The 20,937-nt window shown below is 66.2% G+C and carries 16 protein-coding genes and 1 pseudogene; 7 read left to right on the top strand and 10 right to left on the bottom strand.

Annotation, left to right across the window (positions count from 1 at the left end; translation table 11 throughout):
• Positions 1–21: 21 nt before the first annotated feature.
• A complete protein-coding gene (locus FNL56_RS11175; RefSeq protein ID WP_143581992.1) occupies positions 22–1,650 on the top strand; it encodes a thiamine pyrophosphate-dependent enzyme in 1,629 nt (542 codons plus the stop codon).
• Positions 1,651–1,771: 121 nt separating this feature from the next.
• Here FNL56_RS11175 and FNL56_RS11170 read toward each other — a convergent pair whose 3' ends face one another.
• From FNL56_RS11170 to FNL56_RS11145, 6 genes are all read right to left on the bottom strand, one after another.
• Positions 1,772–2,998 (bottom strand): MFS transporter, encoded by a 1,227-nt coding sequence (locus FNL56_RS11170; RefSeq protein WP_143581991.1) that lies wholly within the window; start codon positions 2,996–2,998, stop codon positions 1,772–1,774.
• Positions 2,999–3,269: 271 nt separating this feature from the next.
• On the bottom strand, positions 3,270–3,917 hold the full coding sequence (alkB, locus tag FNL56_RS11165; protein WP_143572777.1) for a DNA oxidative demethylase AlkB: 648 nt from the start codon (positions 3,915–3,917) through the stop codon (positions 3,270–3,272).
• 156 nt (positions 3,918–4,073) lie between these two features.
• Positions 4,074–4,763 carry a DUF2848 domain-containing protein gene (locus FNL56_RS11160; protein ID WP_143572776.1) on the bottom strand — a complete coding sequence of 230 codons (690 nt, stop codon included), beginning with the start codon at positions 4,761–4,763 and terminating at the stop codon, positions 4,074–4,076.
• A 270-nt stretch (positions 4,764–5,033) separates the two neighbouring features.
• Positions 5,034–6,380: an amidase gene (locus FNL56_RS11155; protein WP_143572775.1), complete on the bottom strand. Its 1,347-nt coding sequence runs from the start codon at positions 6,378–6,380 to the stop codon at positions 5,034–5,036.
• Between the two features lie 39 nt (positions 6,381–6,419).
• Positions 6,420–6,752, bottom strand: coding sequence for an AtuA-related protein (locus FNL56_RS11150; protein ID WP_143572774.1), 333 nt, complete (start codon positions 6,750–6,752; stop codon positions 6,420–6,422).
• Positions 6,749–8,092 carry an acyclic terpene utilization AtuA family protein gene (locus FNL56_RS11145; protein WP_143572773.1) on the bottom strand — a complete coding sequence of 448 codons (1,344 nt, stop codon included), beginning with the start codon at positions 8,090–8,092 and terminating at the stop codon, positions 6,749–6,751. Before FNL56_RS11145 ends, FNL56_RS11150 begins: the two co-directional genes overlap by 4 nt.
• 205 nt (positions 8,093–8,297) lie before the next feature.
• On the opposite strand from FNL56_RS11145, the gene FNL56_RS11140 reads away from it, so the two are divergent.
• The 4 genes from FNL56_RS11140 (at position 8,298) to FNL56_RS28610 (ending at position 11,548) form a co-directional block, all read left to right on the top strand.
• On the top strand, positions 8,298–8,711 hold the full coding sequence (locus FNL56_RS11140) for a Zn-ribbon domain-containing OB-fold protein (RefSeq protein WP_143572772.1): 414 nt from the start codon (positions 8,298–8,300) through the stop codon (positions 8,709–8,711).
• A gap of 4 nt (positions 8,712–8,715) precedes the next feature.
• Positions 8,716–9,855: a thiolase C-terminal domain-containing protein gene (locus tag FNL56_RS11135; protein ID WP_143581990.1), complete on the top strand. Its 1,140-nt coding sequence runs from the start codon at positions 8,716–8,718 to the stop codon at positions 9,853–9,855.
• 178 nt (positions 9,856–10,033) lie between these two features.
• Positions 10,034–10,960 carry an SDR family oxidoreductase gene (locus FNL56_RS11130; protein ID WP_143572770.1) on the top strand — a complete coding sequence of 309 codons (927 nt, stop codon included), beginning with the start codon at positions 10,034–10,036 and terminating at the stop codon, positions 10,958–10,960.
• 12 nt (positions 10,961–10,972) lie between these two features.
• Positions 10,973–11,548 (top strand): MFS transporter, encoded by a 576-nt coding sequence (locus tag FNL56_RS28610; RefSeq protein ID WP_368039354.1) that lies wholly within the window; start codon positions 10,973–10,975, stop codon positions 11,546–11,548.
• Between the two features lie 32 nt (positions 11,549–11,580).
• Here FNL56_RS28610 and ppc read toward each other — a convergent pair whose 3' ends face one another.
• Together ppc and FNL56_RS28370 are read right to left on the bottom strand one after the other, a co-directional pair.
• On the bottom strand, positions 11,581–14,376 hold the full coding sequence (ppc, locus tag FNL56_RS11120) for a phosphoenolpyruvate carboxylase (RefSeq protein ID WP_143572769.1): 2,796 nt from the start codon (positions 14,374–14,376) through the stop codon (positions 11,581–11,583).
• 193 nt (positions 14,377–14,569) lie between these two features.
• Positions 14,570–16,138 (bottom strand): annotated as a pseudogene (locus FNL56_RS28370) (phytoene desaturase family protein); the annotation flags it as partial.
• Positions 16,139–16,768: 630 nt separating this feature from the next.
• On the opposite strand from FNL56_RS28370, the gene FNL56_RS11110 reads away from it, so the two are divergent.
• Positions 16,769–17,389: a TetR/AcrR family transcriptional regulator gene (locus FNL56_RS11110; RefSeq protein ID WP_143572767.1), complete on the top strand. Its 621-nt coding sequence runs from the start codon at positions 16,769–16,771 to the stop codon at positions 17,387–17,389.
• Positions 17,390–17,408: 19 nt separating this feature from the next.
• Here FNL56_RS11110 and FNL56_RS11105 read toward each other — a convergent pair whose 3' ends face one another.
• Together FNL56_RS11105 and FNL56_RS11100 are read right to left on the bottom strand one after the other, a co-directional pair.
• Positions 17,409–18,950, bottom strand: a complete 1,542-nt coding sequence (locus tag FNL56_RS11105; protein ID WP_143572766.1) for an acyl-CoA synthetase — start codon at positions 18,948–18,950, stop codon at positions 17,409–17,411.
• 175 nt (positions 18,951–19,125) lie between these two features.
• Positions 19,126–19,935: a crotonase/enoyl-CoA hydratase family protein gene (locus FNL56_RS11100; protein ID WP_143572765.1), complete on the bottom strand. Its 810-nt coding sequence runs from the start codon at positions 19,933–19,935 to the stop codon at positions 19,126–19,128.
• 111 nt (positions 19,936–20,046) lie between these two features.
• Here FNL56_RS11100 and FNL56_RS11095 point away from each other — a divergent pair, with 111 nt between their 5' ends.
• On the top strand, positions 20,047–20,919 hold the full coding sequence (locus FNL56_RS11095; protein ID WP_143572764.1) for an SDR family oxidoreductase: 873 nt from the start codon (positions 20,047–20,049) through the stop codon (positions 20,917–20,919).
• Positions 20,920–20,937: the final 18 nt, after the last annotated feature.

Genomic DNA, 20,937 nt, shown 5'->3' with positions numbered 1-20,937 from the left:
TATATAAAGCAAGGATAGACCATGGGCATGAAGACCGGCGGCGAAGCCATTGTGGACGGGCTGCTCGCCCACGGCACGGATACCGTATTCGGCCTGCCGGGCGCGCAGATCTACGGGATGTTCGATGCCTTCGCGCAGGCAAAGCTGCGCGTCATCGGTGCGCGGCACGAACAGGCCTGCGGCTACATGGCGTTCGGCTATGCGCGCTCGACGGGTAAGCCCGGCGTGTTCGCCGTGGTGCCCGGCCCCGGTATCCTGAACGCGGGTGCGGCGATGCTCACTGCGTTCGGCTGCAACGAGCCGGTGCTGTGCCTGACCGGCCAGGTGCCATCAGCGTATCTGGGGAAAGGCCGTGGCCATCTGCACGAAATGCCGGACCAGCTCGCGACGTTGCGCAGCTTCGTGAAATGGGCCGACCGCATCGACACGCCCGCGGAAGCGCCGCTGAAAGTCTCGGCGGCATTCCACGAGATGATGTCGGGCCGGCGCGGGCCCGCCGCGCTGGAAATGCCGTGGGACGTCTTCACCCAACGCGCTGAGGTCGATGCGCCGATCCGGCTGGCGCCGGCGGAGCCGCCGGAGCCGGATCGCGAGTCGATCAAGCTTGCCGCCTCGCTGATTGCCGGCAGCAAGCGCCCGATGATCTTCGTCGGCCCCGGCGCGATCGAGGCGGCCGCCGAGATCCTCGAACTGGCCGAGCTGATCGACGCGCCCGTGGTCGCGTTCCGCTCCGGCCGCGGCATCGTCAGCAACGCGCATGAGCTCGGCCTGACCATGGCCGCGGCGTATAATCTGTGGCCGACCACCGACCTGATGATCGGCATCGGCACGCGGATGGAATTGCCGACCACGTTTCGCTGGCCGTTCCGCCCGAACGATCTGAAATCGGTCCGCATCGACATCGACCCCGTGGAGATGCAGCGCCTCACCGTGGACGCGCCGATCCTCGCCGACGCCCGCGCCGGCACGCGTGAGCTGCTGGCCGCGGTGCGCAAGGCCGGCTACGCGAAGTCCGCCGGCCGCCGCCAGGCGATCCGCGACGCCTCGGCGAAGGCGGCGCACGACATCCAGGTCGTGCAGCCGCAGATGTCCTATCTCACGATCCTGCGCGAGGTGCTCCCGGAGGATGCCATCGTCACCGACGAGCTGTCGCAGGTCGGCTTCGCCTCGTGGTTCGGCTTTCCGGTGTACCAGCCGCGCACCTTTATCACCTCCGGCTATCAGGGCACGCTGGGTTCCGGCTTCCCGACCGCGCTCGGCGCCAAGGTGGCGCATCCCGATCGCGCGGTGGTAGCGATCACCGGCGACGGCGGCTTCATGTTCGCGGTGCAGGAGCTCGCCACCGCCGTGCAGTACAAGATCGGCGTGGTGGTTCTGGTGTTCGACAACAATGCCTATGGCAATGTGCGACGCGACCAGTTGCAGGGTTTCGACGGCCGCATCGTCGGCTCCGATCTGGTCAATCCGGATTTCGTCAAACTTGCGGATTCCTTCGGCGTCGGTGCGACGCGCGTCAACTCACCCGAGGCGTTCCGCCCGGCGCTGGAAAAGGCGCTGGCGCATGGCGGGCCCTATCTGATCGCGATCGATGTGCCCCGCGATTCCGAGGTCAGCCCGTGGGCCTTCATCCATCCGCCGATGCCAAGCTAGGCTGTCATTCCGGGGCGCGAGCGCATCTTGCGCGAGCGAGCCCGGAACCTCGATTTGCTTTGAACATGTCGGGGTTCCGGGTTCGCGATCGCCTCGCGGCGTTCGCGCCCCGGAACGACAATTATAGGCGCTTCGACTGCAACCTCGACGCGGCCAATACCAGCAGCCCGGCGCCGGCGACCGACCAGCACGCCACCGGCGCCCAGTGCAGCAGCGGCGCGTAGTCCGGCAGCTTCTGCAGGCCACCGGCCACCGCCGCCATCCGCGCAAAGGTCGCCAGCGCCAGCGCGGAGAAGACCAGGCCGACCACCTTGCCCTCGGCGCCGGTCTCGCCGATGGCAAGGGCCGCGGCCACCGCCGACATCAGCATGCAGCCCCAGGCGGCGCCGGCGATAAATTGCGTGACGATCAGCACGTTGAGGCTGCCGGCGACTTCCGCACCGATCATGGCGGCGGCGCCGAGCAGGCCGGCCGCGCCCATCACCACCAGCCCGCCGCGCCGCTTCGTCACCACGCTGGCCGGAAACAGCGCGATGTTGAAGCCGATCCAGAACACCGGCAGCAGCCATTGCAGATCGCCGGGCCTAGCGAAGCGCAGGAAGAACGGCGCGCTGTTGATGCTGAAATGCAATTGGTAGCCGAGCGCCAGCAGCAGCATCGCGGCAATGAACAGCATCGGCACGCGGCGCAGCGCCTTGGCCGGCGGCAGCACGCAAGGCGCGGCGGCCTGCGCCGACACCAGCCCGCGCTCGACCCGCGTCAGCATCAGGGTCACCGCCAGCAGCACCGCGCTGGAGAGAATGAACGGCAGCCGCGCATCGCTGTCGCGCAGCACGACGCCGAGATAGGGCGACACCGCGCCGGCGATGCCGTAGCCGAGCATGGCGAGGGCGGCCAGAAACGGCCGCGACGGTTTTGCGGCATATTTGCCGAGCAGCGTCAGCGGCGGCGCGCGCAGCGTCGACGAGGTGATCGCCCACACCACGATCAGGCCGATCAGCGCGGCCTGCGCCGAGGGCCCCTGCCCCGCCACGAAGGGCAGTGCGACGAAGGCCGCGCAGGAGATCGCGGTGAGCAATCCCACGATCAGGCCGAGCCGGCCGACGACGCGCGAAATGCGATCGGCGAAAATGCCCATCGCGGTGTCGGTGACAGTGAAGATCAGCTGGTCGAGCATCAGGATGAAGATAACGGCGGACGGTACGATGCCCACGTCTGCCGCCAGCTTCGGCAGATAGATGACGTAGACCGTCCACAGCAGCGTGAAGACGAGCTGCAGCACCGCGAGATAGACGCCCGCGTGAGTGCGTGTCTGGATAGTTACATCGGCTTCGGCGAGGTCGGTCATGAGGCTGCTCCGGGGCGGAGCATAAAGTAGCAACGGCCAGGAAGGGAAGCCGTGCTTTCTTCTTCCTTCTCCCCCGCGCGAAGCAAAGCTTCGCTAGGTGGGAGAAGGTGGCCGCGCGCCAGCGCGGACGGATGAGGGGTAATGGCGCACTCGGCGACTGCCACACCCCCTCACCCGTCTCGAACCGCCCGTGCGAAGCGAAGCTTCGCTAGAGCGGTTCGATCCACCCTCTCCCACAAGGGGAGAGGGAAGTAAGAAGCCCTGCCGCCTGTTACTGCACTTTGCGAAATGTCAGGTTGATGCGCTGGGGGCCCATCACCGGATGGTCGCCGTCGGCGAGCGGCGCGATGCCGTGAAACGCCAGCCGCGCCGGGCCGCCCCACACGGCGATGTCGCCGTGCTCGAGGCGGAATTTCTGCGGTCTGTCGGCGCGCTGCAGGCCGCCAAACAGGAACGTCGCCGGCAGGCCGAGCGACACCGAGACGATCGGCGCTCCGAGATCGAGCTCGTCTCTGTCCTGGTGCAGCGACATTTTTGCGCCGGGTCTGTAGCGATTGATCAGGCAGGCCTGCGGCGCGAAGTTCTGAAAGCCGCCCTGCTCTGCCGCGCGCATCGCGAGATCGGCGAACGATGCCGGCATCGCCGGCCATGGCTTGCCGCTGTCCGGATCATGGGCGTCATAGCGATAGCCGCTTCGGTCGGTGACCCAGCCTTTGGCGCCGCAATTGGTCATCGCCACCGACATCGTGTGGCCGCCCGGCGTCACCATATGGCGGAACGGCGCCTGCTGCACGATCGCGCGCAGATCCGCGATCAGCGCGGCCTCGGTGTTGCGGAAGAAACCGTGCAGCAGCACGGCGCCGTCGGCGATGTCTTCGCGGGGGCGCGGGTTGGAGAGGGCAGCGAACAGATCGGACATGACAGCATTGTATTAGAAAACGACAATGCTGTCATTCCGGGGCGCGGGCGGCGTCAGCCGAGCGCGAGCCCGGAATCCCGAAATGTTCAAAACAGTTCGAGATTCCGGGTTCGCTCGCGCTGATGCGCTCGCGCCCCGGAACGACAGTGTTTTGCTTCAGCCCACCACCGGCAGCGTCACGATGTCGTAGCCCGAAGCGATCCTGCGCTTCAGCACGGGGTCCTCGATCTCGTAGTCGAACCGCGTCGCCGGCCGGATGCCGCCCTTGGCGGCAAAGGTGCCGCCGAACATCGCGGTGCCGTCGGGCAAGATCGTGCCGCCAAACCCCTTCTTGATCAGTTCGGCGACCGGCAGCATGCCACTCAGCGTGCCTTCCTGGTACAAGACGCGGGTGCCGTTGATTGTGGCGTAAGAGCGCAGGATGATCTGATCCCAGTGGTCTTCGAGTTCGGCGAGATCCCACACCGTGGCCGCGACCGGCTTGTCGCACATCTGCTTCGAGACGGTGATGTTATAGGTCTCGACCTTGCGGTCGGTATGGTCGGAGCCGACGCCGACATAGGTCTTCCCGCCGGCGGCGAAGAGGCAGAATTCGACTTCGCCGGAAGACTCCTCGCCGGTGCATTCGATCGCACCCGCGGTGGTGAAGCGGTTGGCCGAACAGCGATAATAGATCGGCGTCGAGGCCGGCGGCGCAATGCCGATGGCGGCGAGTTCGGCGATGTGGTGGTCGCGCGCGACCGGATCGCGACCAGTCCAGCCGGCGATCACGCCTTGCGAAATGGTGAGGCTCAACGGCGTCTGCGTGCCGCTTGCGTCCAGCGTGAACGCGATGGTCGTGGTCATGGAGATGGTCCTTTGCGTGCGAGATGAACGATCATCTCCGTTTGAATCAAATTGGCACCGCGGGATGCGGATCTCCACCCTCCCCTGGAGGGGGAGGGTCGGTGCCCAGCATGCGAAGCATGATGGGCACCGGGGTGGGGTGACAGCGTCAGCGGCTGACGCACGGCCGTTCCCCCATCGCACCGCCTTCACCCCACCCCGAGCGCGCCTGACGGCACGCTCGACCCTCCCCCTCCAGGGGAGGGTGAAGGAAGTGCCGTCGCGTAAGCATTACCCCTTGATGGCGTCTTCCATGCCGGCGGCGAGTTCGAAGATGCGGCGGTCGGTGCCGCCCAGGCCTGCCAGCATCAGGCCGACAGGGGCTTCGCCATCGCGGTGGATCGGCAGCGAGATGGCGCAGCCGTCGATCATGTTGATCAGCGTGCAATTGCGCAAGCTCATGATGTTGGCTTTCGCAAACACCTTGTCGTCCATCATGTCGTCGATGACGGGCGGCGTAATCGCGCAGGTCGGCAGCACCATGGCGTCATAGGGCGCCAGCCGCGTCGTGATGCGGGCGATCATCGAGCGCCGCGCCGGCAGCAGGTCGATGTAATCGGCGGCGGTGATGGCTTCGCCGCGCAGGATGCGGACCGAAACGCGGGGATCATAGACATCGCCCTTGGCAGCGATCAGATAGCGGTGCCAGGCATAGCTCTCCGCCGCGGTGAAGCCGCCCTTGACGCTCATCGGGCCGATGTCGAGGAATTCCGGCACCTCGATGCGCTCGATCGATGCGCCCTGCTCCTCCAGCTTCTTCAACGCCTTCGCAAAGGTCTCGGCGACGATCGGCTCCAGATCGTCCATCGCGATGGTGGTCGGCACCGCCAGCCGCATGCCCTTGATCGAACGCTTCGACAGCGGCCGGATCGGCTCGCCGGCCAGCACCGCATCCATCACGGCGCAGCAGGCGACGCTGCGCGCCAGCGGCCCGATGCTGTCGAGCGTGAACGACAGCGGCACCGCGCCGTCCAGCGGCACGCGGGCCTGCGTCGGCTTGAAGCCTACGATGCCGTTGAACGCCGCGGGAATCCGGCATGAGCCGCCGGTGTCGGTGCCGAGCGCGCCGTGCGCCATGCCGTCGACGACGGAGACCGCCGCGCCCGACGACGAACCGCCCGGGACGTGGCCGATCTCGCGCTGCCAGGCGCTCTTCGGCGTGCCGTAATGCGGATTGGTGCCGATGCCGGAATAGGCGAATTCGACCATGTTGGTGCGGCCGATCACCACGAAGCCGGCGGCGCGCAGCCGGGCCACCGCGGGCGCGTCGATCTCGGCCGGCGCCGAATCCTCCAGCGCGCGCGAGCCGGCGCGCGTCACTTGGCCCTTGATGTCGAACAGGTCCTTGATCGAGATCGGAATGCCAGCGAAGTCCGACGGCGCAGCACCTGCCTTGCGCAGACCGTCCATCGCGTCGGCCGCGGCGAGCGCCGCGTCGCGGTCGACATGGAGGAAGGTGCGCTCGCCTTCGCCCTTGGGATCGGCGATGGCGGTGAGGCAGGCCTCGACCAGTTGGCGGGAGGTGGTGCGGCCGGCGTCGAGGTCGGCGGCCAGGCTGGCGAGGGTCGGCTTCGTCATGTCGCAAAATCCTGTTTCAGGCCGGACCGACCCGGTCGGTCACGGCGCTGCATCGGTATCGCCGAAACCGCCCTCGATTTCCAGATCGAGCAGCGCGGAGCTCAGCGATTTGCCATGCGCATCAAGCGCCAGCGACCGCGTTACGCCGCCGCCAAGCGCCTGATCCATCACGAAATTCAGTGCCGCAAGGTTCGGCAGTTCGTAGCGAACCACCTCGCCTGCGACAATTCCACCGAACAGCGCTTTCACGCGTTCGGCCGTTACCTGCGAACATATCAGCGGATAAAACTTTGGATCAAAGGCAATTACGGAAATATTGGAGATGTTGCCCTTGTCGCCGGTGCGGGAGTGGGCGATGTCGCGCAGCTTCATGATGTCGCCTCCACGAACTGCACGCGCGACGTGGCCCGTTCGCGCGGCAGCAGCACCGAGGCCACCGCGACCACTTCGCGCGCCGATTTGGTGGCGCCGCCGCCGCCCGCCGGGCCGTTGGTATACAGCGTCTCGACCTCGTTGCCGATGCGAACCGCCTCGCGCAACGTTTCGGTGCGGCCGGTGACGCGGAGGCGGACCTCGTAGGGCTCGGCGCCGCCGGCCGACAGGCCGGGGCCATGCAGCGAATCGATGCCGATCAGGTCGAAGCGAGTCTCGCTGGTATCGACGCCGGTGAGCAGCAGGCGCTCGCGCACGATCTGCAGCGCCAGCCTTCCGCGCGCGACCGCATTCGGGCCGGCATAGGAAATCTGGCCCTCGCCGATAAAGCCGTCGAGATAGCCGACCGAGACTTTCAGCGTCTCCGGCCGCGCGGTGCCGCGGCCACCGCTGACGCGCACGCGGTCCGGACCGATCTCCTCGATCGCGACCTGCGAGAAATCCGCGATGACGTCAGGCTGGATATAGCGGCGGGGATCATGCACCTCGTAGAGCAATTGCTCCTTGCAGGTCGCCGCCGTCACCCGGCCACCGGAGCCTTCGACCTTGGTGATGACCAGCGAGCCATCCTCGCCGACCTCGCCGATCGGAAAGCCCAGCCGCGCCAGGCCGGGGACGTCCTTCACGCCAGGATCGGCGAAATAGCCGCCGGTGATCTGGCCGGCGCATTCCAGGAGATGGCCGGCGACGGTGCCCTGCCCGAGCAGATTCCAGTCGTCCATCGCCCAGTCGAAGGCGTGGATCATCGGCGCCAGAAACAGCGCCGGATCCGACGCGCGGCCGGTGATGACGACGTCGGCCCCCTCGCGCAGCGCCTGCGCCATCGGCGCCGCCCCGAGATAGGCATTGGCCGACAGCACGCGGTTGCCGAGTTGCTGCAGGGTGCCGTCGATTTCCATGAACGGCAGCTCGCTGTGCTGGCAGGCCTCGAACACGTCGTCGCCGATCACGGCTGCGACCTTCAGCGCCAGCCCGAGCGAGCGCGCGATCTGCGCGGTTTTCTGCGCGGCGGCGAGCGGGTTCGCCGCGCCCATATTGGTGACGAGCTTGATGCCCCTGGCCGCACAGATCGGCAGCACCGCGCGAAAACGGTCCTCCAGCAGCGGATCGTATCCGCCGTCGGGATCCTTCATCCGCGCCTGCTGCGCCAGTGCCACGGTACGCTCGCCCAGGCATTCGAACACCAGATAATCGATGTCGCCCTTGTCGGCGAGTTCGACCGCAGGCTCGATGCGATCGCCGGAATAGCCGGCGCCGGAGCCGATCCTTATGTGGCGCAAATCAGTCCCGCCATGTTCACTCCGTTGAATTTGCCGGCACGCTACCCCGTCAGGTTGCGGCAGCACAAGCCGCGCGCCGGCCGTTGCCCATTGCGCGGATACGGCCATGCAGCGGCGGCGCTGGACCGCTCGTGCCGGAACGTGGCATGTCGGGAGATCACGAGGCGGGCGCACGACCCGCGTGAGGGACACAGGAAACACCGAGATGACCGAGGCTGCACGCGCGCGCCCGAAACCGACCCCGGAGACCCAGCATTTCTGGGATGGCACGAAAGCCGGCGAACTCCGCCTGCAGCGCTGCGATGCCTGCGACAACGTCTATTTTCCACCGCGCCCGTTCTGCCCTGCCTGCGCCTCGCGCAAGGTCAGCACGTTCAAGGCATCCGGCCGCGGCAAGCTGTATTCCTACGTCATCAATCACCGGCCGGCCGCACCGGGCTTCACGCCGCCTTACGCGATCGCCGTCGTCGAGCTGGAAGAAGGCCCGCGGCTGATGAGCAACATCCTCGATTGCCCGCAGACGCCCGAGGCGCTGGTGCTCGACATGAAGCTCGAAGTCGCGTTCGAGAAGCTCGACGACGCCATCACGCTCGCGCAATTCCGCCCGGGCAAGGACTAGCATCATGCGCAGGAACGCAGTCGCCGTCGTCGGCGCCGCCGAAACCACCGAGCTCGGCGTCATCCCCAACATGTCGCAGCTGCAGTTGCACGCTGACGCCGCACTGAACGCCATCAGGGACGCCGGCCTGAAGCTGTCGGACATCGACGGCATCGCTACCGCGGTCGAGACGCCGCAGCAGATCGCACATTATCTCGGCATCACGCCCACCTGGGTCGACGGCACGTCGGTCGGCGGCTGCTCGTTCATGCTGCATGTCCGCCACGCGGCCGCAGCCATCGAAGCCGGTCTCTGCAACACCGTGCTGATAACGCACGCGGAAAGCGGCAAGTCGATGATTGGAAAGGCGCCGCGCTCGATTCCCGCCGACTCGTTGCAGGGCCAGTTCGAGGCGCCCTTTGGCGTGTACGGGCCGCCCAGCATGTTTCCGATTCCGGTGCTGCGCTACATGAAGACCCACGGCATCACGCATGAGCAGATCGCCTCGGTCGCCGTGTTCCAGCGCGAATGGGCGGCGAAAAATCCGCGCGCCATGATGAAGGCGCCGATCACGGTCGAGGACGTGCTGAACTCCAAGATGATCGCCTACCCGTTCCGCATCCTGCAATGCTGCCTGGTCACCGACGGCGGCGGCGCGCTGATCATGACGTCGGCGGAGCGCGCCAAAGACTTTCCGCATAAGCCCGTCTACATCCTCGGTACCGGCGAGAGCGTGGAGACTCCGATGGTCAGCCAGATGAAGACGTTCGATTCGTCGCGCGCTTTCACGGTGGCCGGGCCGACCGCGTTTCGCGAGGCCGGCATCAAGCACGGCGACGTCGATCATTTGATGATCTACGACGCCTTCGCGCATCTGCCTTTGTACGGCCTCGGCGACCTCGGCTTCATGCCGCATGAGGAGACCGGGGCATTCATCGCCGCAGGCAACACAAGGCCGGGTGGCAAGTTGCCGATGAACACCAATGGCGGCGGGCTCAGCTACATGCATTCCGGCATGTACGGCATGTATGCGCTGCAGGAAAGCGTGCGGCAGATGCGCGGCATCGCGCCGGCCCAGGTGCCGGGTGCGAAAATCTCGGTGTGCCACGGCGTCGGCGGCATGTTCGCGGCGTCGGGCACGGTGATCTTCACGAACGAGAAGTGACACTGTCGTCCCGGGGCGCAAACGCCGCGAGGCGATCGCGAACCTCAGCCACTCCAATTGGAGTGGCGGGGGACCTCGAAATGTTCATCGTCCCATGTCGGGGTCCCGGGTTCGCTCGAGCTGCGCTCTCGCGCCCCGGGACGACGATCAAGAACAACCCACCACCAAGGAAAACCAGATGGCCGACACCACCAAATCACTGCAGGATAAAGTCATCGTCGTCACCGGCGCCGGGCGCGGCATCGGGCGGGGCATCGCGCTGCTGTGCGCCGCCGAGGGCGCGAAAGTCGTCGTCAACGATCCCGGCGTCGGCACCGACGGGTCGGGCGGCGAAGGCGGCGCGCCGGCCGAGCAGGTCGTCGAGGAAATCCGCAAGGCCGGCGGCACTGCGGTCGCCAATTTCGAATCCGTCGCCGAGGCGATCCCGGCCAGCAAGATAATCCAGCAGGCGGTCGATACCTGGGGCCGCATCGACGGCGTGGTGAACAATGCCGGCATCCTGCGCGACGCGATCTTCCACAAGATGTCGATCGACGCCTTCGAGATGGTCATCAAAGTCCATCTGATGGGCTCGTTCTATACCTCGCACGCCGCCGCGCGTTATTTCCGCGAGCAGAACTCCGGCTCGTTCGTGCACTTCACCTCGACCTCCGGCCTGATCGGCAATTTCGGCCAGGCCAACTATTCCGCCGCCAAGCTCGGTATCGTCGGCCTGTCAAAGTCGATCGCGCTCGACATGCAGCGTTTCGGCGTCAACTCGAACTGCGTCTCGCCATTCGCCTGGAGCCGCATGATCGGCTCGATCCCGACCGAGACCGAGGAAGAGAAGGCGCGCGTCGAGCGCATGCAGCGCATGGGCCCGGAGAAGATCGCGCCCTTGGTGGCGTTCCTGCTGTCGGATGCGGCGAAGGAAGTGTCCGGCCAGATTTTTGCCGCGCGCATGAACGAGATCTTCCTGATGGGCCAGTCGCGTCCCTTGCGCTCGATCCACCGCGACGGCGGCTGGACCCCGCAGACCCTCGCCGAACACGGCATGCCGGCGCTGAAGTCGTCGTTCTACAAGCTGGACCGCTCGGCCGATATTTTCAGCTGGGATCCGGTGTAACAACACCCCACACTGTCGTTCCGGGGCGCGAGAGCGAAAGCTCGAGCGAACCCGGAACCTCGACATGTTCAAAACATCTCGGGATTCCGGGCCTGCCTCGGCCGCAAGACGACGCTGGTTGCGGCGCTGCTGACGATGGGCATCTCCACCGTGATCATCGGCCTGCTGCCGACCTATCACCAGATCGGCGTGGTGGCCCCCTTGCTGCTGGCGCTGTGCCGGTTCGGCCAGGGCTTTGGCCTCGGCGGCGAATGGGGCGGCGCGGTGCTATTGGCGACCGAGAATGCGCCTCCTGGCAAGCACAACTGGTACGCGATGTTTCCGCAACTCGGCGCGCCGGTCGGGCTGTTCCTGTCGTCCGGTGTGTTCTGGATCCTACTGCATTGCATCTCGCCGGAGGCGCTGCTGAGCTGGGGCTGGCGCATGCCAAAAGCCTTCCGCGGCGAGCGCTTGGCGATCCGCCCCAAGGACCGCGACGGCCACTACGGCGTGTTCTTCGGAAGCCGGCAAGTCGGCGAAATCGACTTGACCGACAGCAAAAGTGTCAGTGATGTATCCGAACAGGCGTCAGCTATGTCTCCGGGCTGAACAGCGGGGAGGGAGGCCACTGGCTGCGTCGCCTACCCGCTGTTCCTTAACCCCGCCGAGATCCCGTTGATCGTCAATTGGATCCCGCGCAGCACCTGCGGATCTTCCGCTTCGTTGCGATGCGCCTTGAGCAGTTCGACCTGGACGTGGTTGAGCGGGTCGAGATAGGGGAAGCGGTTGCGGATCGAGCGTTCCAGCAGCGGGTTGCTCTGCAGCAGGCGGTCCTGCTCCATGATGTCGAGCAGCGTCTCGATCGACAGATGCCACTCGCGGCGGATGCGACCGAAGATCGTTTCACGCAAGCTCACATCCGCGACCAGTTCGGCGTAGCGCGAGGCGATCGCGATCGAGCTCTTCGCCAGCACCATGTCCATGTTCGACAACAGCGTGCGGAAGAATGGCCATTCGCGGTGCATCTCCTGCAGGAACGCCATGCCCTTGTCAGGATGCTGCTTGAGCCAGGCCTCCACCGCGCTGCCGAAGCCGTACCAGCCCGGCAGCATCAGCCGGCATTGCGCCCAGCTAAACACCCAGGGAATCGCGCGCAGATCCTCGATCGCGCGGGTCTTCTTGCGCGACGCCGGACGGCTGCCGATGTTCAGCGTCGCGATCTCGGTGATGACGGTGGATTCCCAGAAGTAGTCGACGAAGCCGTCGGTCTCGTAGACGAGGTTGCGATAGGCGGAGAACGCCAGCGCCGAGATCTGCTCCATCGCCTCGAGATAGGCGTCCGATGGCGCGCTGTGCTTCGGCGCCAGCAGGCTCGCTTCCAGCGTCGCTGCCGCCAGCACTTCGAGATTGTTGCGGCCAACCTCGACGTTGGAATATTTGCTGAAGATGATCTCGCCCTGCTCGGTGATGCGGATCTGGCCGTCGACCGCGCCGCCCGGCTGCGCCAGGATCGCGTCATAGCTCGGCCCGCCGCCGCGGCCGACCGAGCCGCCGCGGCCGTGGAACAGCCGCAGCCGCACGTGGTGGCGCTCGAACACCTGCACGAGGCCGATCTCGGCCTTGTATAATTCCCAGCCCGAGGTGACGAAGCCGCCGTCCTTGTTGCTGTCAGAGTAGCCCAGCATTACTTCCTGTGTGCTGCCGCGGCTGTCGACCAGCCTGCGGTATTCATGCAGCGAGAACAACCGGTCCATGATCGCGGCGGAGGCCTGCAGATCCTCGATGGTCTCGAACAGCGGCACGATGTTGATGGCGCTGCGGCCCGAGGAATCGACCAGGCCGACCTCCTTCAGCAGCACCGCGACTTCCAGCATGTCGGAGACGCCCTTGCACATCGAGATGATGCACTGGGGGATCGCCGCGGCGCCGTACCGGTGGTGCACCTCCGCGGCTTCACGGAACAGCGCCAACTCGCCCACCGTCTCGTCGCTGTACTTCACGAACAGCGAGGTCAGCGGCCGCATGCTGCGCAGCTCGCCAAGCAGCAGCGCGATGCGGGCGTCCTCGCCGAGCGCCAGATAGGAGGTGCCGGGGATCGCGGTATCCAGCAGCTCGGCGATGGTGCGCTCGTGCACCGCAGAATTCTGCCGGATGTCGAGGCTGGCGAGATGGAAGCCGAAGCAGTCGACGGCGCGGCGCAGCTGGCGCAGCCGGCCGTGCGCGATGACACCGGATTTGTTGGCGAGCAGCGACTGCGCAAGGATGTCGAGATCGGCCTTGAATTCCTGTGCGCTGACGTAAGGCGCGGCGTCGCCGACCGGCGGTCGGTTGCTCTCAACGCCAAGCTCCAGCGCAGTTGCCGCCAGCCGCGCATAGATGCCGGACACCGCCAGCCGGTACGGTTCGCCGGCGCGGTGCGGCGACGTATCCGGCGAACGCTCCGCCAGCGCGCGGACGTCCGGCGAGACCTGGGCGAGGTGGGCGGCGATCGACAGTTCGGAACCGAGCTCATGCAGCTCGGCGAGATAGAACTGTACCGCCCGCGACGACTGCAGCGCCAGCGTGCCGCGCATCACTTCGGCGGTGACGAAGGGGTTGCCGTCGCGGTCGCCGCCGATCCACGAGCCCATCTTCAGGAACGAGCCGATCTCGGCAGCGTCGCCGTCCTCGGCCTGCAGCCGGTCTTCCAGCACGCCATGCAGCCGCGGCACCTCGCGCAGGAAGGTGTAGTCGTAGAACGACAGACCGTTGGTGACTTCGTCGAGCACGGTGAGCTTGGTCCGGCGCAGCAGGTTGGTCTGCCACAGCGTCAGCACCTCGCGGCGCAATTGCTCTTCGAGCGCCTCGATCTCCTCAGTGGTGAGCTGCATCCGCTCGCGGCGGTCGAGCAGAGCGGCGACCTGCATTTCACGGTCGATGGTGCTCTTGCGGCGGACCTCGGTGGGATGCGCCGTCAGGACCGGGCTGACCAGCGCGCGTCCGAAGAACTCGCGGAGCTGCTTCGCATCGATCCCGGCGTCGCGCGCACGTGCCAGGGCGCCGGCCAGCGACGCTGCGGCCAGCGGCGCATCGCCGGAGCGCTGCGCGCGCATGCGGCGGATGTTGTTCTGGTCCTCGGCGATATTGGCAAGGTGCGAGAAATAGCTGTAGGCACGGACGATACGAACCGTTTCCGGCGTCGACATGCCGTCGAGGATGGTTTCCAGTTCGCGCCGCGCCAGCCGGTCCTCGTCGCGGTGGAAGCGGATCGAGGTCTGGCGGATGCGTTCGACGAGGTCGAACACCGCCTCGCCCTCCTGGTCGCGCACCGTGTCGCCGAGAATGCGGCCGAGCAGCCGGATGTCGTCGCGCAGCCGCGCATCGGCCTCCTGCGAGACGATATCCTCGCCGCGGTTCGGCAGCGTCTCGGGATCGAGTGGCAGGATCATGGATGACATCGCAAACTCCCACGAAGTTGCCGGCCGCTGTTGGTCGCAAGTTTTCTGCGGCGGTGCAAGATCCGATGCAATCCGCGGGCCGCCCGGCTTCCGGCGACCCGTTGCCGGCTGATCTAGGCGGCGGCCACGCTTGTGCCTCGATCGCCGGCTTGGCCGGCTGCGCCGCGAGCAGGCCTTTGCACAAGGCCTCGGCGGCGCAGGCTCCCGAAATCACCACGGCCTCGATGCCCGGTCCATGCGTCGCCGCACCTGCCACCACGAGATTTCGCAGCGGCATCTTCACCGGCAGCCGCCCCGTCTTCCCGGTCACGCCGTAGATCGCACCAGCATTGGTCCAGGCATAGCGGTGATAGGTGGCAGGGCTGGATTCCGAACGATAGACGATGCGCGCATCGATATCGGGGATCACCGCGCGCACGCGGGCGATCAGGCGATCGCCCATCAACGTCTTGCGGGCGAGATAGTCCGGCGACTGGCGGAACGAGTCGAGCTGGTCCGCGGCGGTGCCATCGGGCGGAAACCACGAGCGCGCCTCGTCATGGCTGATCAGTTCGATGATTTCTACGACCGAATGTCCGGGCGGCGCGCAGTAGGGATCGACGGCGGACGGCACGACCATGCCCGCCATGCCGTCCGGCGTCACCACATGCACCACCGCCGGCAGGTGCAGCGACCCGCGCAGGCCGAGGGAGATGCCGATGGCGGAGCATGCCGGCAGCAAGGGACCGACCTGCGATTCGAGTGTCCGCGCGATTGACTGGTCGTCCAGCAGCCGGGTGACGGCCTCGCGGGCATCGGCGTTGCACACCACCGCTTTCGCGGCGATGCGCCGCGACCTGCCGCGGAAATCCTGCACCAGCAGGCCGGTCGCCGCCCCATCGGCTGTGGTGATCCTGACGACGGGCGTGCGCAGATGAACCCGGCCGCCGCGTTGCTCGATCGCGCGCGCGAGGCTTTCGGCCATCGCTCCGGAGCCGCCTTCCGGATAGTAGCCGCCGTTGAAGTAATAGCCGAAAATCGGGACCATGTCGGCGACCGTCGCCGTGGCGGTGTCGTCGGTGATGTAGCCGCCGAGCGCCGAGATCCATTCCCTGGCTCCGGCGTCCGTGACATGGCGCGCGACGAAGTCGTGCCACGGGCGTCTCATCCACGCCACTGCCAGCGGATGGGCCCTGGCAAAGCCGAGCAATGCGTCGGGATCGGCTGGCATGCCGGGAATGCCGCCGCGCGCGGCGCCCGTCGAATACATCGACGTGAACACGGTGAAAATATCCTCGAACAGCGCGGCAATGCCGGACGCCTCTGCCGGATATTGCTCGCCGATCATCTTCGCATAGAGGCGCCAGTCGCGCGGCACGTCGATGGTCTTGCCGTCCAGCACGTAGCGATGATCGAGACGCTTCCAGGCAACATCATTGGCGATGCCGAGACGCTCGAACACGGAGCGCACCGGGCCGCCCGGCTGCCAGCCGGAGACGTCGTGCACACCGGAGTCGAACCGGAACACCAGTTTGTCGTGGCTGGCCGCATCGCGTTCCCTAGCAACGCGCAGCCAGTTATGCGCGAAGCCGCCGGGCACGACATGCTGCTCGCAGACGATAACCTTCAGCCCGGAATCAGCCAACAGCGCGGCGGCGGTCAGGCCGCCGATGCCGGCGCCGATGATGGCCACGTCGCAAGTCTCGTCGTCCTCCGCCGCAGCAAGCGTCGCGCCGGCAAAATCCGGCGCCGGCCAGTTGTTGCGTTGGTCGCCTTTGGCCATCGCCGTCAAGGCGCGCCGCACCAGTATCTTTGGCAACAGGACCGACGCCACGCCGCCCGCCGCCACCGGCAGCCAGTGCGCCAGCGCCGGCATGCCGACAAAATTGGCCAGCGCCATCCAGCCGAACAGCACGGCCCACATCGCCGAGATCGTCATGTTGACGGACTTGAACAGCGGCGTGGCCGCCGCGCCCTCATATTCACCAGCGGAAAATTCGGCGGTCCAGGGCCGCCCGATCACCACGCTGGCGGTCGCGCCGATGCCGAGCGCCAACAGCAGCAGAGAGGTCGAATTCCCCATCAGTGTGGACAGACCGAGCGCCTGCCCCAGCGCCACCACCGCGAGCCCGATAATCGCCGCGATTTCGAACACCGGCGGTAGCTTGCCCCGGTGCCAAAGCGCGCTCCACGCCATCGCATAGGCGAGGCCCGCAACGGCACCGGCCAACGGCCATCCGAGCCAGATGCCGACGGCATAGATGGGAAGGGCCAGCAAAGCCGCATGCGCCAACAGAAAGGTCTTCATGGTCGATCTCCGGGTTGCCGATCGGCCTCAATATACATTGTAAATTTACATTGTAAATAACAGGAATCAGCGTATCAGGAGACCAGATGGTTTTCTGGAGGTGGGATGCCGCGGGCGCTTTCCCGATCGGAAGTCGACGACTTCAAGCAACGGCTATGCGCGGCGGCGGAGAATCTGATCCTGCGCCGTGGCGGGCCGGACTTCACCATGCGCGACCTCGCCGCCGAAGCCGGCTGCAGCCCGATGCTCCCCTACCGCTACTTCAAGGACAAGGTCGACATCATCGCCGCCGTTCGCGCCGCGGCGTTCCGGCGCTTTGCCGCCGAGCTCGAGGCGCCGCGTTCGGCGCCGGGCGACACCGTTGCGCATTCGCGCGCCGTCGGTGACGCCTATGTCGCCTTCGCCTTCGCCCATCCGCATCTCTATCGCCTGATGTTCGACATGGCGCCGGTGGAGCGCGGCCGATATCCGGAGCTCGATTCCGCCATCGAGCAGGCGCGCGGAACCATGACCCGCCATGTCGAAGATTTGGTCAGGGGCGGCTTCCTAACCGGCGAGCCGGAGATCATCGGGCATGTATTCTGGGCCAGCCTGCACGGGCTGATCGTCTTGCAGCTCGCGGGTCAACTCGCCGCCGAACCGGGTTTCGAGAAACTGCGGGCCGCCACCCTCGGCGCGCTGGTCAACGGGCTGCGGAGCGGCCTGCCCAAAGCCCCCGGCGTTTGAACGTCGCTACGGCAGCGCCTCAGATCGCCCGTCCCGCCTTCGCCCAATACGGATCGCGCAGACGGCGCTTGAATATCTTGCCGGAATCTTCGCGCGGCAAATTTGCCTGGATCACGATCAGCCGCGGCACCTTGTAGTCCGCCAGCGCCTTTTTCAGCTCGGCGCGGACCAAAGCCAGATCCAGCACCACGCCGGGCTGCGGCTCGATCACCGCCATCAGCGCCTCGCCGAATTCCTCGTCGGGCACGCCGAACACCGCGCAATCATGCACGCCGGCGACGGCGTGCAGCGCGGATTCGATTTCGGCGGGGTAGATGTTGACGCCGCCGGAGATCACCATGTCGCGCTTGCGGTCGCAGATGAAGACGTAGCCGTCTTCGTCGATATAGCCGACGTCGCCCGAGGTGATGAAGCCGTCGCGCTCGATCTCGCCGCGCTTGTCGGGCTTGTTGTGATAGGTGAAATCCGGATTGCCGGATATCCGCGAATAGATCTCGCCGATCTCGCCCTGCGGCAGTATATGGCCGTCATCGTCGAGGAAGCGCAGTTCGGCGCCATCAGCGATGCGGCCGACCGTGCCGGGCTTTTTCAGCGAATCCTCGGAGGTGGCGAAGGTCACCGCGCCGGATTCCGTCGAGCCGTAGAATTCGTGGATCACCGGGCCCCACCAGTCGATCATCGCGCGCTTGACGTCGGCCGGGCACGGGGCTGCGGCATGGATGACATGGCGCAGCGACGACATGTCGTATTTGCCGCGGGTGTGATGCGGCAGCTTCATCAGCCGGATGAACATGGTCGGCACCATGAACACCGTGTCGATCTGCTGCTCGTCGATGATGCGCAGAAATTCCTCCGGCTCGAAGCGCGGCATCAAGACCTGCGCGCCGCCGAGCCGGCCGGCGCGCAGCCCGAACGCATTTGGCGCGGAGTGATACAGCGGCCCCGGCAGCAGCGCGCGCGAACCAGGCTTGAGGCCATAGACGCGGGCGCGCATCGCGTCGGTCGATGCCGCCTGCTCCGGCGTCGGCGCGAAACGTCGGACACCCTTGGGGTGGCCGGTGGTGCCCGACGTGTAGATCATGTTGTGCGGCTGCGGCTGCTTCGGCCCGTCATACGGCGCCTGCTCTTGCAGCCACGTTTCCAGATCGATCGCGCCGTCGGGCGTGCCGGTGTGCGCCGGATCGATCTTGTAGTTCGCGAGAATTTCAGCCGGCAGCGCGACGCTGAGTGTGATGATGCCCTCGGGGATCGCCTCGCGCAGCTGGTGCAGCATGTCGGCATGGCCGATCAGGATGTTCGTGCCGGAGTCCTTGATGACGTAACTGATCTCCTCCGGCTTGAAGTGCCAGTTCACCGGCACCGCATAGGCGCCGAGCTGCATCACCGCATAGGCGGCTTCGAGAAACGCGATGTCGTTGCGCATCAATATGCAGACGCTGTCGCCGGGCTTGACGCCCTGCCGGTGCAGACCGCCGGCGATGCGCGCAGCGCGCTCGTTGATCGCATCGAACCCGCGCCGCCGCTCGCCTGACATGACGCCTTTGAAGAGATTGGAGGTCATGGACGTCTCCAGTTTGTTATTTTTGATACAGCCTCTCCCCGTCATTGCGAGGAGCCCTTGCGACGAAGCAATCCAGTCCTTGCCGAGTTTGTGGCTCTGGATTGCCGCGTCGCTTCGCAAGGGGAAAGCCAACTGGCTTTCCCTGACCTCGCAATGACGGCGGAGGGCGCAGCGTTCAGTCCACAAAGTTCGGCGCGCGCTTTTCGATATTGGCGCGGACGGCCTCGAGTTGGTTGGGCTGGCCCATCAGGGCGGCCTGCTCGACGGATTCGGCGAGCAATGCCGGGCCGGGATCGACGCAGAGATTGTTGAGCATGCGCTTGGCGGCGCGGATCGCGTCCGGGCTCTTGCCGGCGATGTCGCGCGCGGTCGCCATCGCTTCGGCATGCGGATCGTCGCAGATCCTTGTGGCGAGGCCGTAGCTGAGCGCTTCCTGCGCCGAGAACACGCGGCCGGTGTAGGTCAGCTCACGCAGGATATCGTCGCGCACGAGGGAGGCCAGGATCGGCGTGCCCGCCATGTCCGGCACCAGGCCCCATTTGATCTCCATGATCGACATCCGCGCATCCGGCGCCAGAAAACGCAGGTCGGCGCCGAGGGCGAGCTGGAAGCCGCCGCCGAGCGCCACGCCATGCACCGCCGCGATCACCGGCACCGGCAGTTGGCGAAAGCCCCACACCGCCTGCTGGGAATGATTGGCGAGGCCATGAGTGCGCGCCGCGAGGTCGCGCTTCGGCGCGCCTGGAATGCCCTCGCCGCCGTGCGCCTTCATGGCCGCGAAGCGCCCCATGTCGAGCCCGGCGCAGAACGCCCGGCCCTCGCCCGACAGCACCACCGCCCGCAGCCCCTTTTCCACGGCAAGCCGCGCCGAGGTCGCCACCAGCGCCTCGAACATCGCGACATCGAGCGCATTCATCTTGTCGGCGCGGTTCAGTCGGACGTCGGCGACGCCGTCCACCATCGATACGGTGACGCGATCTTGCATTGGGCGTTTCCTCCCCAGACTTGTTTTTATTCGCTTCACAGAAAAGCGTTGTCGGGATTTAGTCAATCGCCTAACTAACCCGGCAGCAACCTCTTAGAGCAGGACACTTCCATGTTCAATGCACAGCTTCTCGCAGGGCGAAACATTCTGGTGACGGGCGGCGGCACCGGCCTCGGCAAATCGATGGCGGCGCGCTTCCTCGAACTCGGCGCCGACGTGCATATCTGCGGCCGCCGCAAGAGCGTGTGCGACGAGACCGCCACCGAGTTGATGGCGGAGTATGGCGGCAAGGTCACCAGCCACGGCGTCAACATCGCGGATGCCGCCGCGGTCGATGCGATGATCGAGAGCATCTTTGCCGAGAAGCCGCTGACCGACCTGATCAACAATGCCGCCGGCAATTTCATCGCCCGCACCCAGGACCTCACGCCGCGCGGCTTCGACGCGGTGGCCAATATCGTGATGCACGGCACGTTCTACGTGACGCATGCGGTGGGCAAGCGCTGGATTGCCGGCAAGACGCCCGGCAACGTGGTGTCGATCACCGTGACGTGGGTGCGCAACGGCAGCCCCTATGTGGTGCCCTCGACCATGAGCAAGTCGGCGATCCACGCCATGACGATGTCGCTGGCGACCGAATGGGGCCGCTACGGCATCCGCCTCAACACGATTGCTCCCGGCGAGATCCCGACCGAGGGCATGAGCAAGCGCATCAAGCCCGGCGACGAGGCCGGCGCCCGTACCCGCGCGCAAAATCCGATGGGCCGGGTCGGCAAGATGGAGGAATTGCAGAACCTCGCGGTGTTCCTGATCTCCGGCGGCTGCGACTGGATCTCGGGCGAGACCATCGCGATGGACGGCGCGCAGGCGCTCGCGATGGGCGGCAATTTCTATCAGCTCCGCGAATGGTCCGACGCCGACTGGACCGCCGCGCGCGACAGCATCAAGGCGCAGAACGACAAGGACAAGGCGGCACGGGGGTAGCAGGCGGCCTTCGGTTTA

Origin of the sequence: Tardiphaga sp. vice304 (genome assembly GCF_007018905.1) — a bacterium.
Classification (GTDB): domain Bacteria; phylum Pseudomonadota; class Alphaproteobacteria; order Rhizobiales; family Xanthobacteraceae; genus Tardiphaga.
Note: the sequence above shows the minus strand (reverse complement) of the source record. Positions and strands in the feature narration are given on the sequence as shown.

Excerpts from the sequence above, each read along its gene's own strand:
- FNL56_RS11175 (WP_143581992.1), top strand. The coding sequence starts at position 22 with ATGGGCATGAAGACCGGCGGCGAAGCCATTGTGGACGGGCTGCTCGCC.
- FNL56_RS11170 (WP_143581991.1), bottom strand. The coding sequence starts at position 2,998 with ATGACCGACCTCGCCGAAGCCGATGTAACTATCCAGACACGCACTCAC.
- alkB (WP_143572777.1), bottom strand. The coding sequence starts at position 3,917 with ATGTCCGATCTGTTCGCTGCCCTCTCCAACCCGCGCCCCCGCGAAGAC.
- FNL56_RS11160 (WP_143572776.1), bottom strand. The coding sequence starts at position 4,763 with ATGACCACGACCATCGCGTTCACGCTGGACGCAAGCGGCACGCAGACG.
- FNL56_RS11155 (WP_143572775.1), bottom strand. The coding sequence starts at position 6,380 with ATGACGAAGCCGACCCTCGCCAGCCTGGCCGCCGACCTCGACGCCGGC.
- FNL56_RS11150 (WP_143572774.1), bottom strand. The coding sequence starts at position 6,752 with ATGAAGCTGCGCGACATCGCCCACTCCCGCACCGGCGACAAGGGCAAC.
- FNL56_RS11140 (WP_143572772.1), top strand. The coding sequence starts at position 8,298 with ATGACCGAGGCTGCACGCGCGCGCCCGAAACCGACCCCGGAGACCCAG.
- FNL56_RS11135 (WP_143581990.1), top strand. The coding sequence starts at position 8,716 with ATGCGCAGGAACGCAGTCGCCGTCGTCGGCGCCGCCGAAACCACCGAG.
- FNL56_RS11130 (WP_143572770.1), top strand. The coding sequence starts at position 10,034 with ATGGCCGACACCACCAAATCACTGCAGGATAAAGTCATCGTCGTCACC.
- ppc (WP_143572769.1), bottom strand. The coding sequence starts at position 14,376 with ATGTCATCCATGATCCTGCCACTCGATCCCGAGACGCTGCCGAACCGC.
- FNL56_RS11110 (WP_143572767.1), top strand. The coding sequence starts at position 16,769 with ATGCCGCGGGCGCTTTCCCGATCGGAAGTCGACGACTTCAAGCAACGG.
- FNL56_RS11105 (WP_143572766.1), bottom strand. The coding sequence starts at position 18,950 with ATGACCTCCAATCTCTTCAAAGGCGTCATGTCAGGCGAGCGGCGGCGC.
- FNL56_RS11100 (WP_143572765.1), bottom strand. The coding sequence starts at position 19,935 with ATGCAAGATCGCGTCACCGTATCGATGGTGGACGGCGTCGCCGACGTC.
- FNL56_RS11095 (WP_143572764.1), top strand. The coding sequence starts at position 20,047 with ATGTTCAATGCACAGCTTCTCGCAGGGCGAAACATTCTGGTGACGGGC.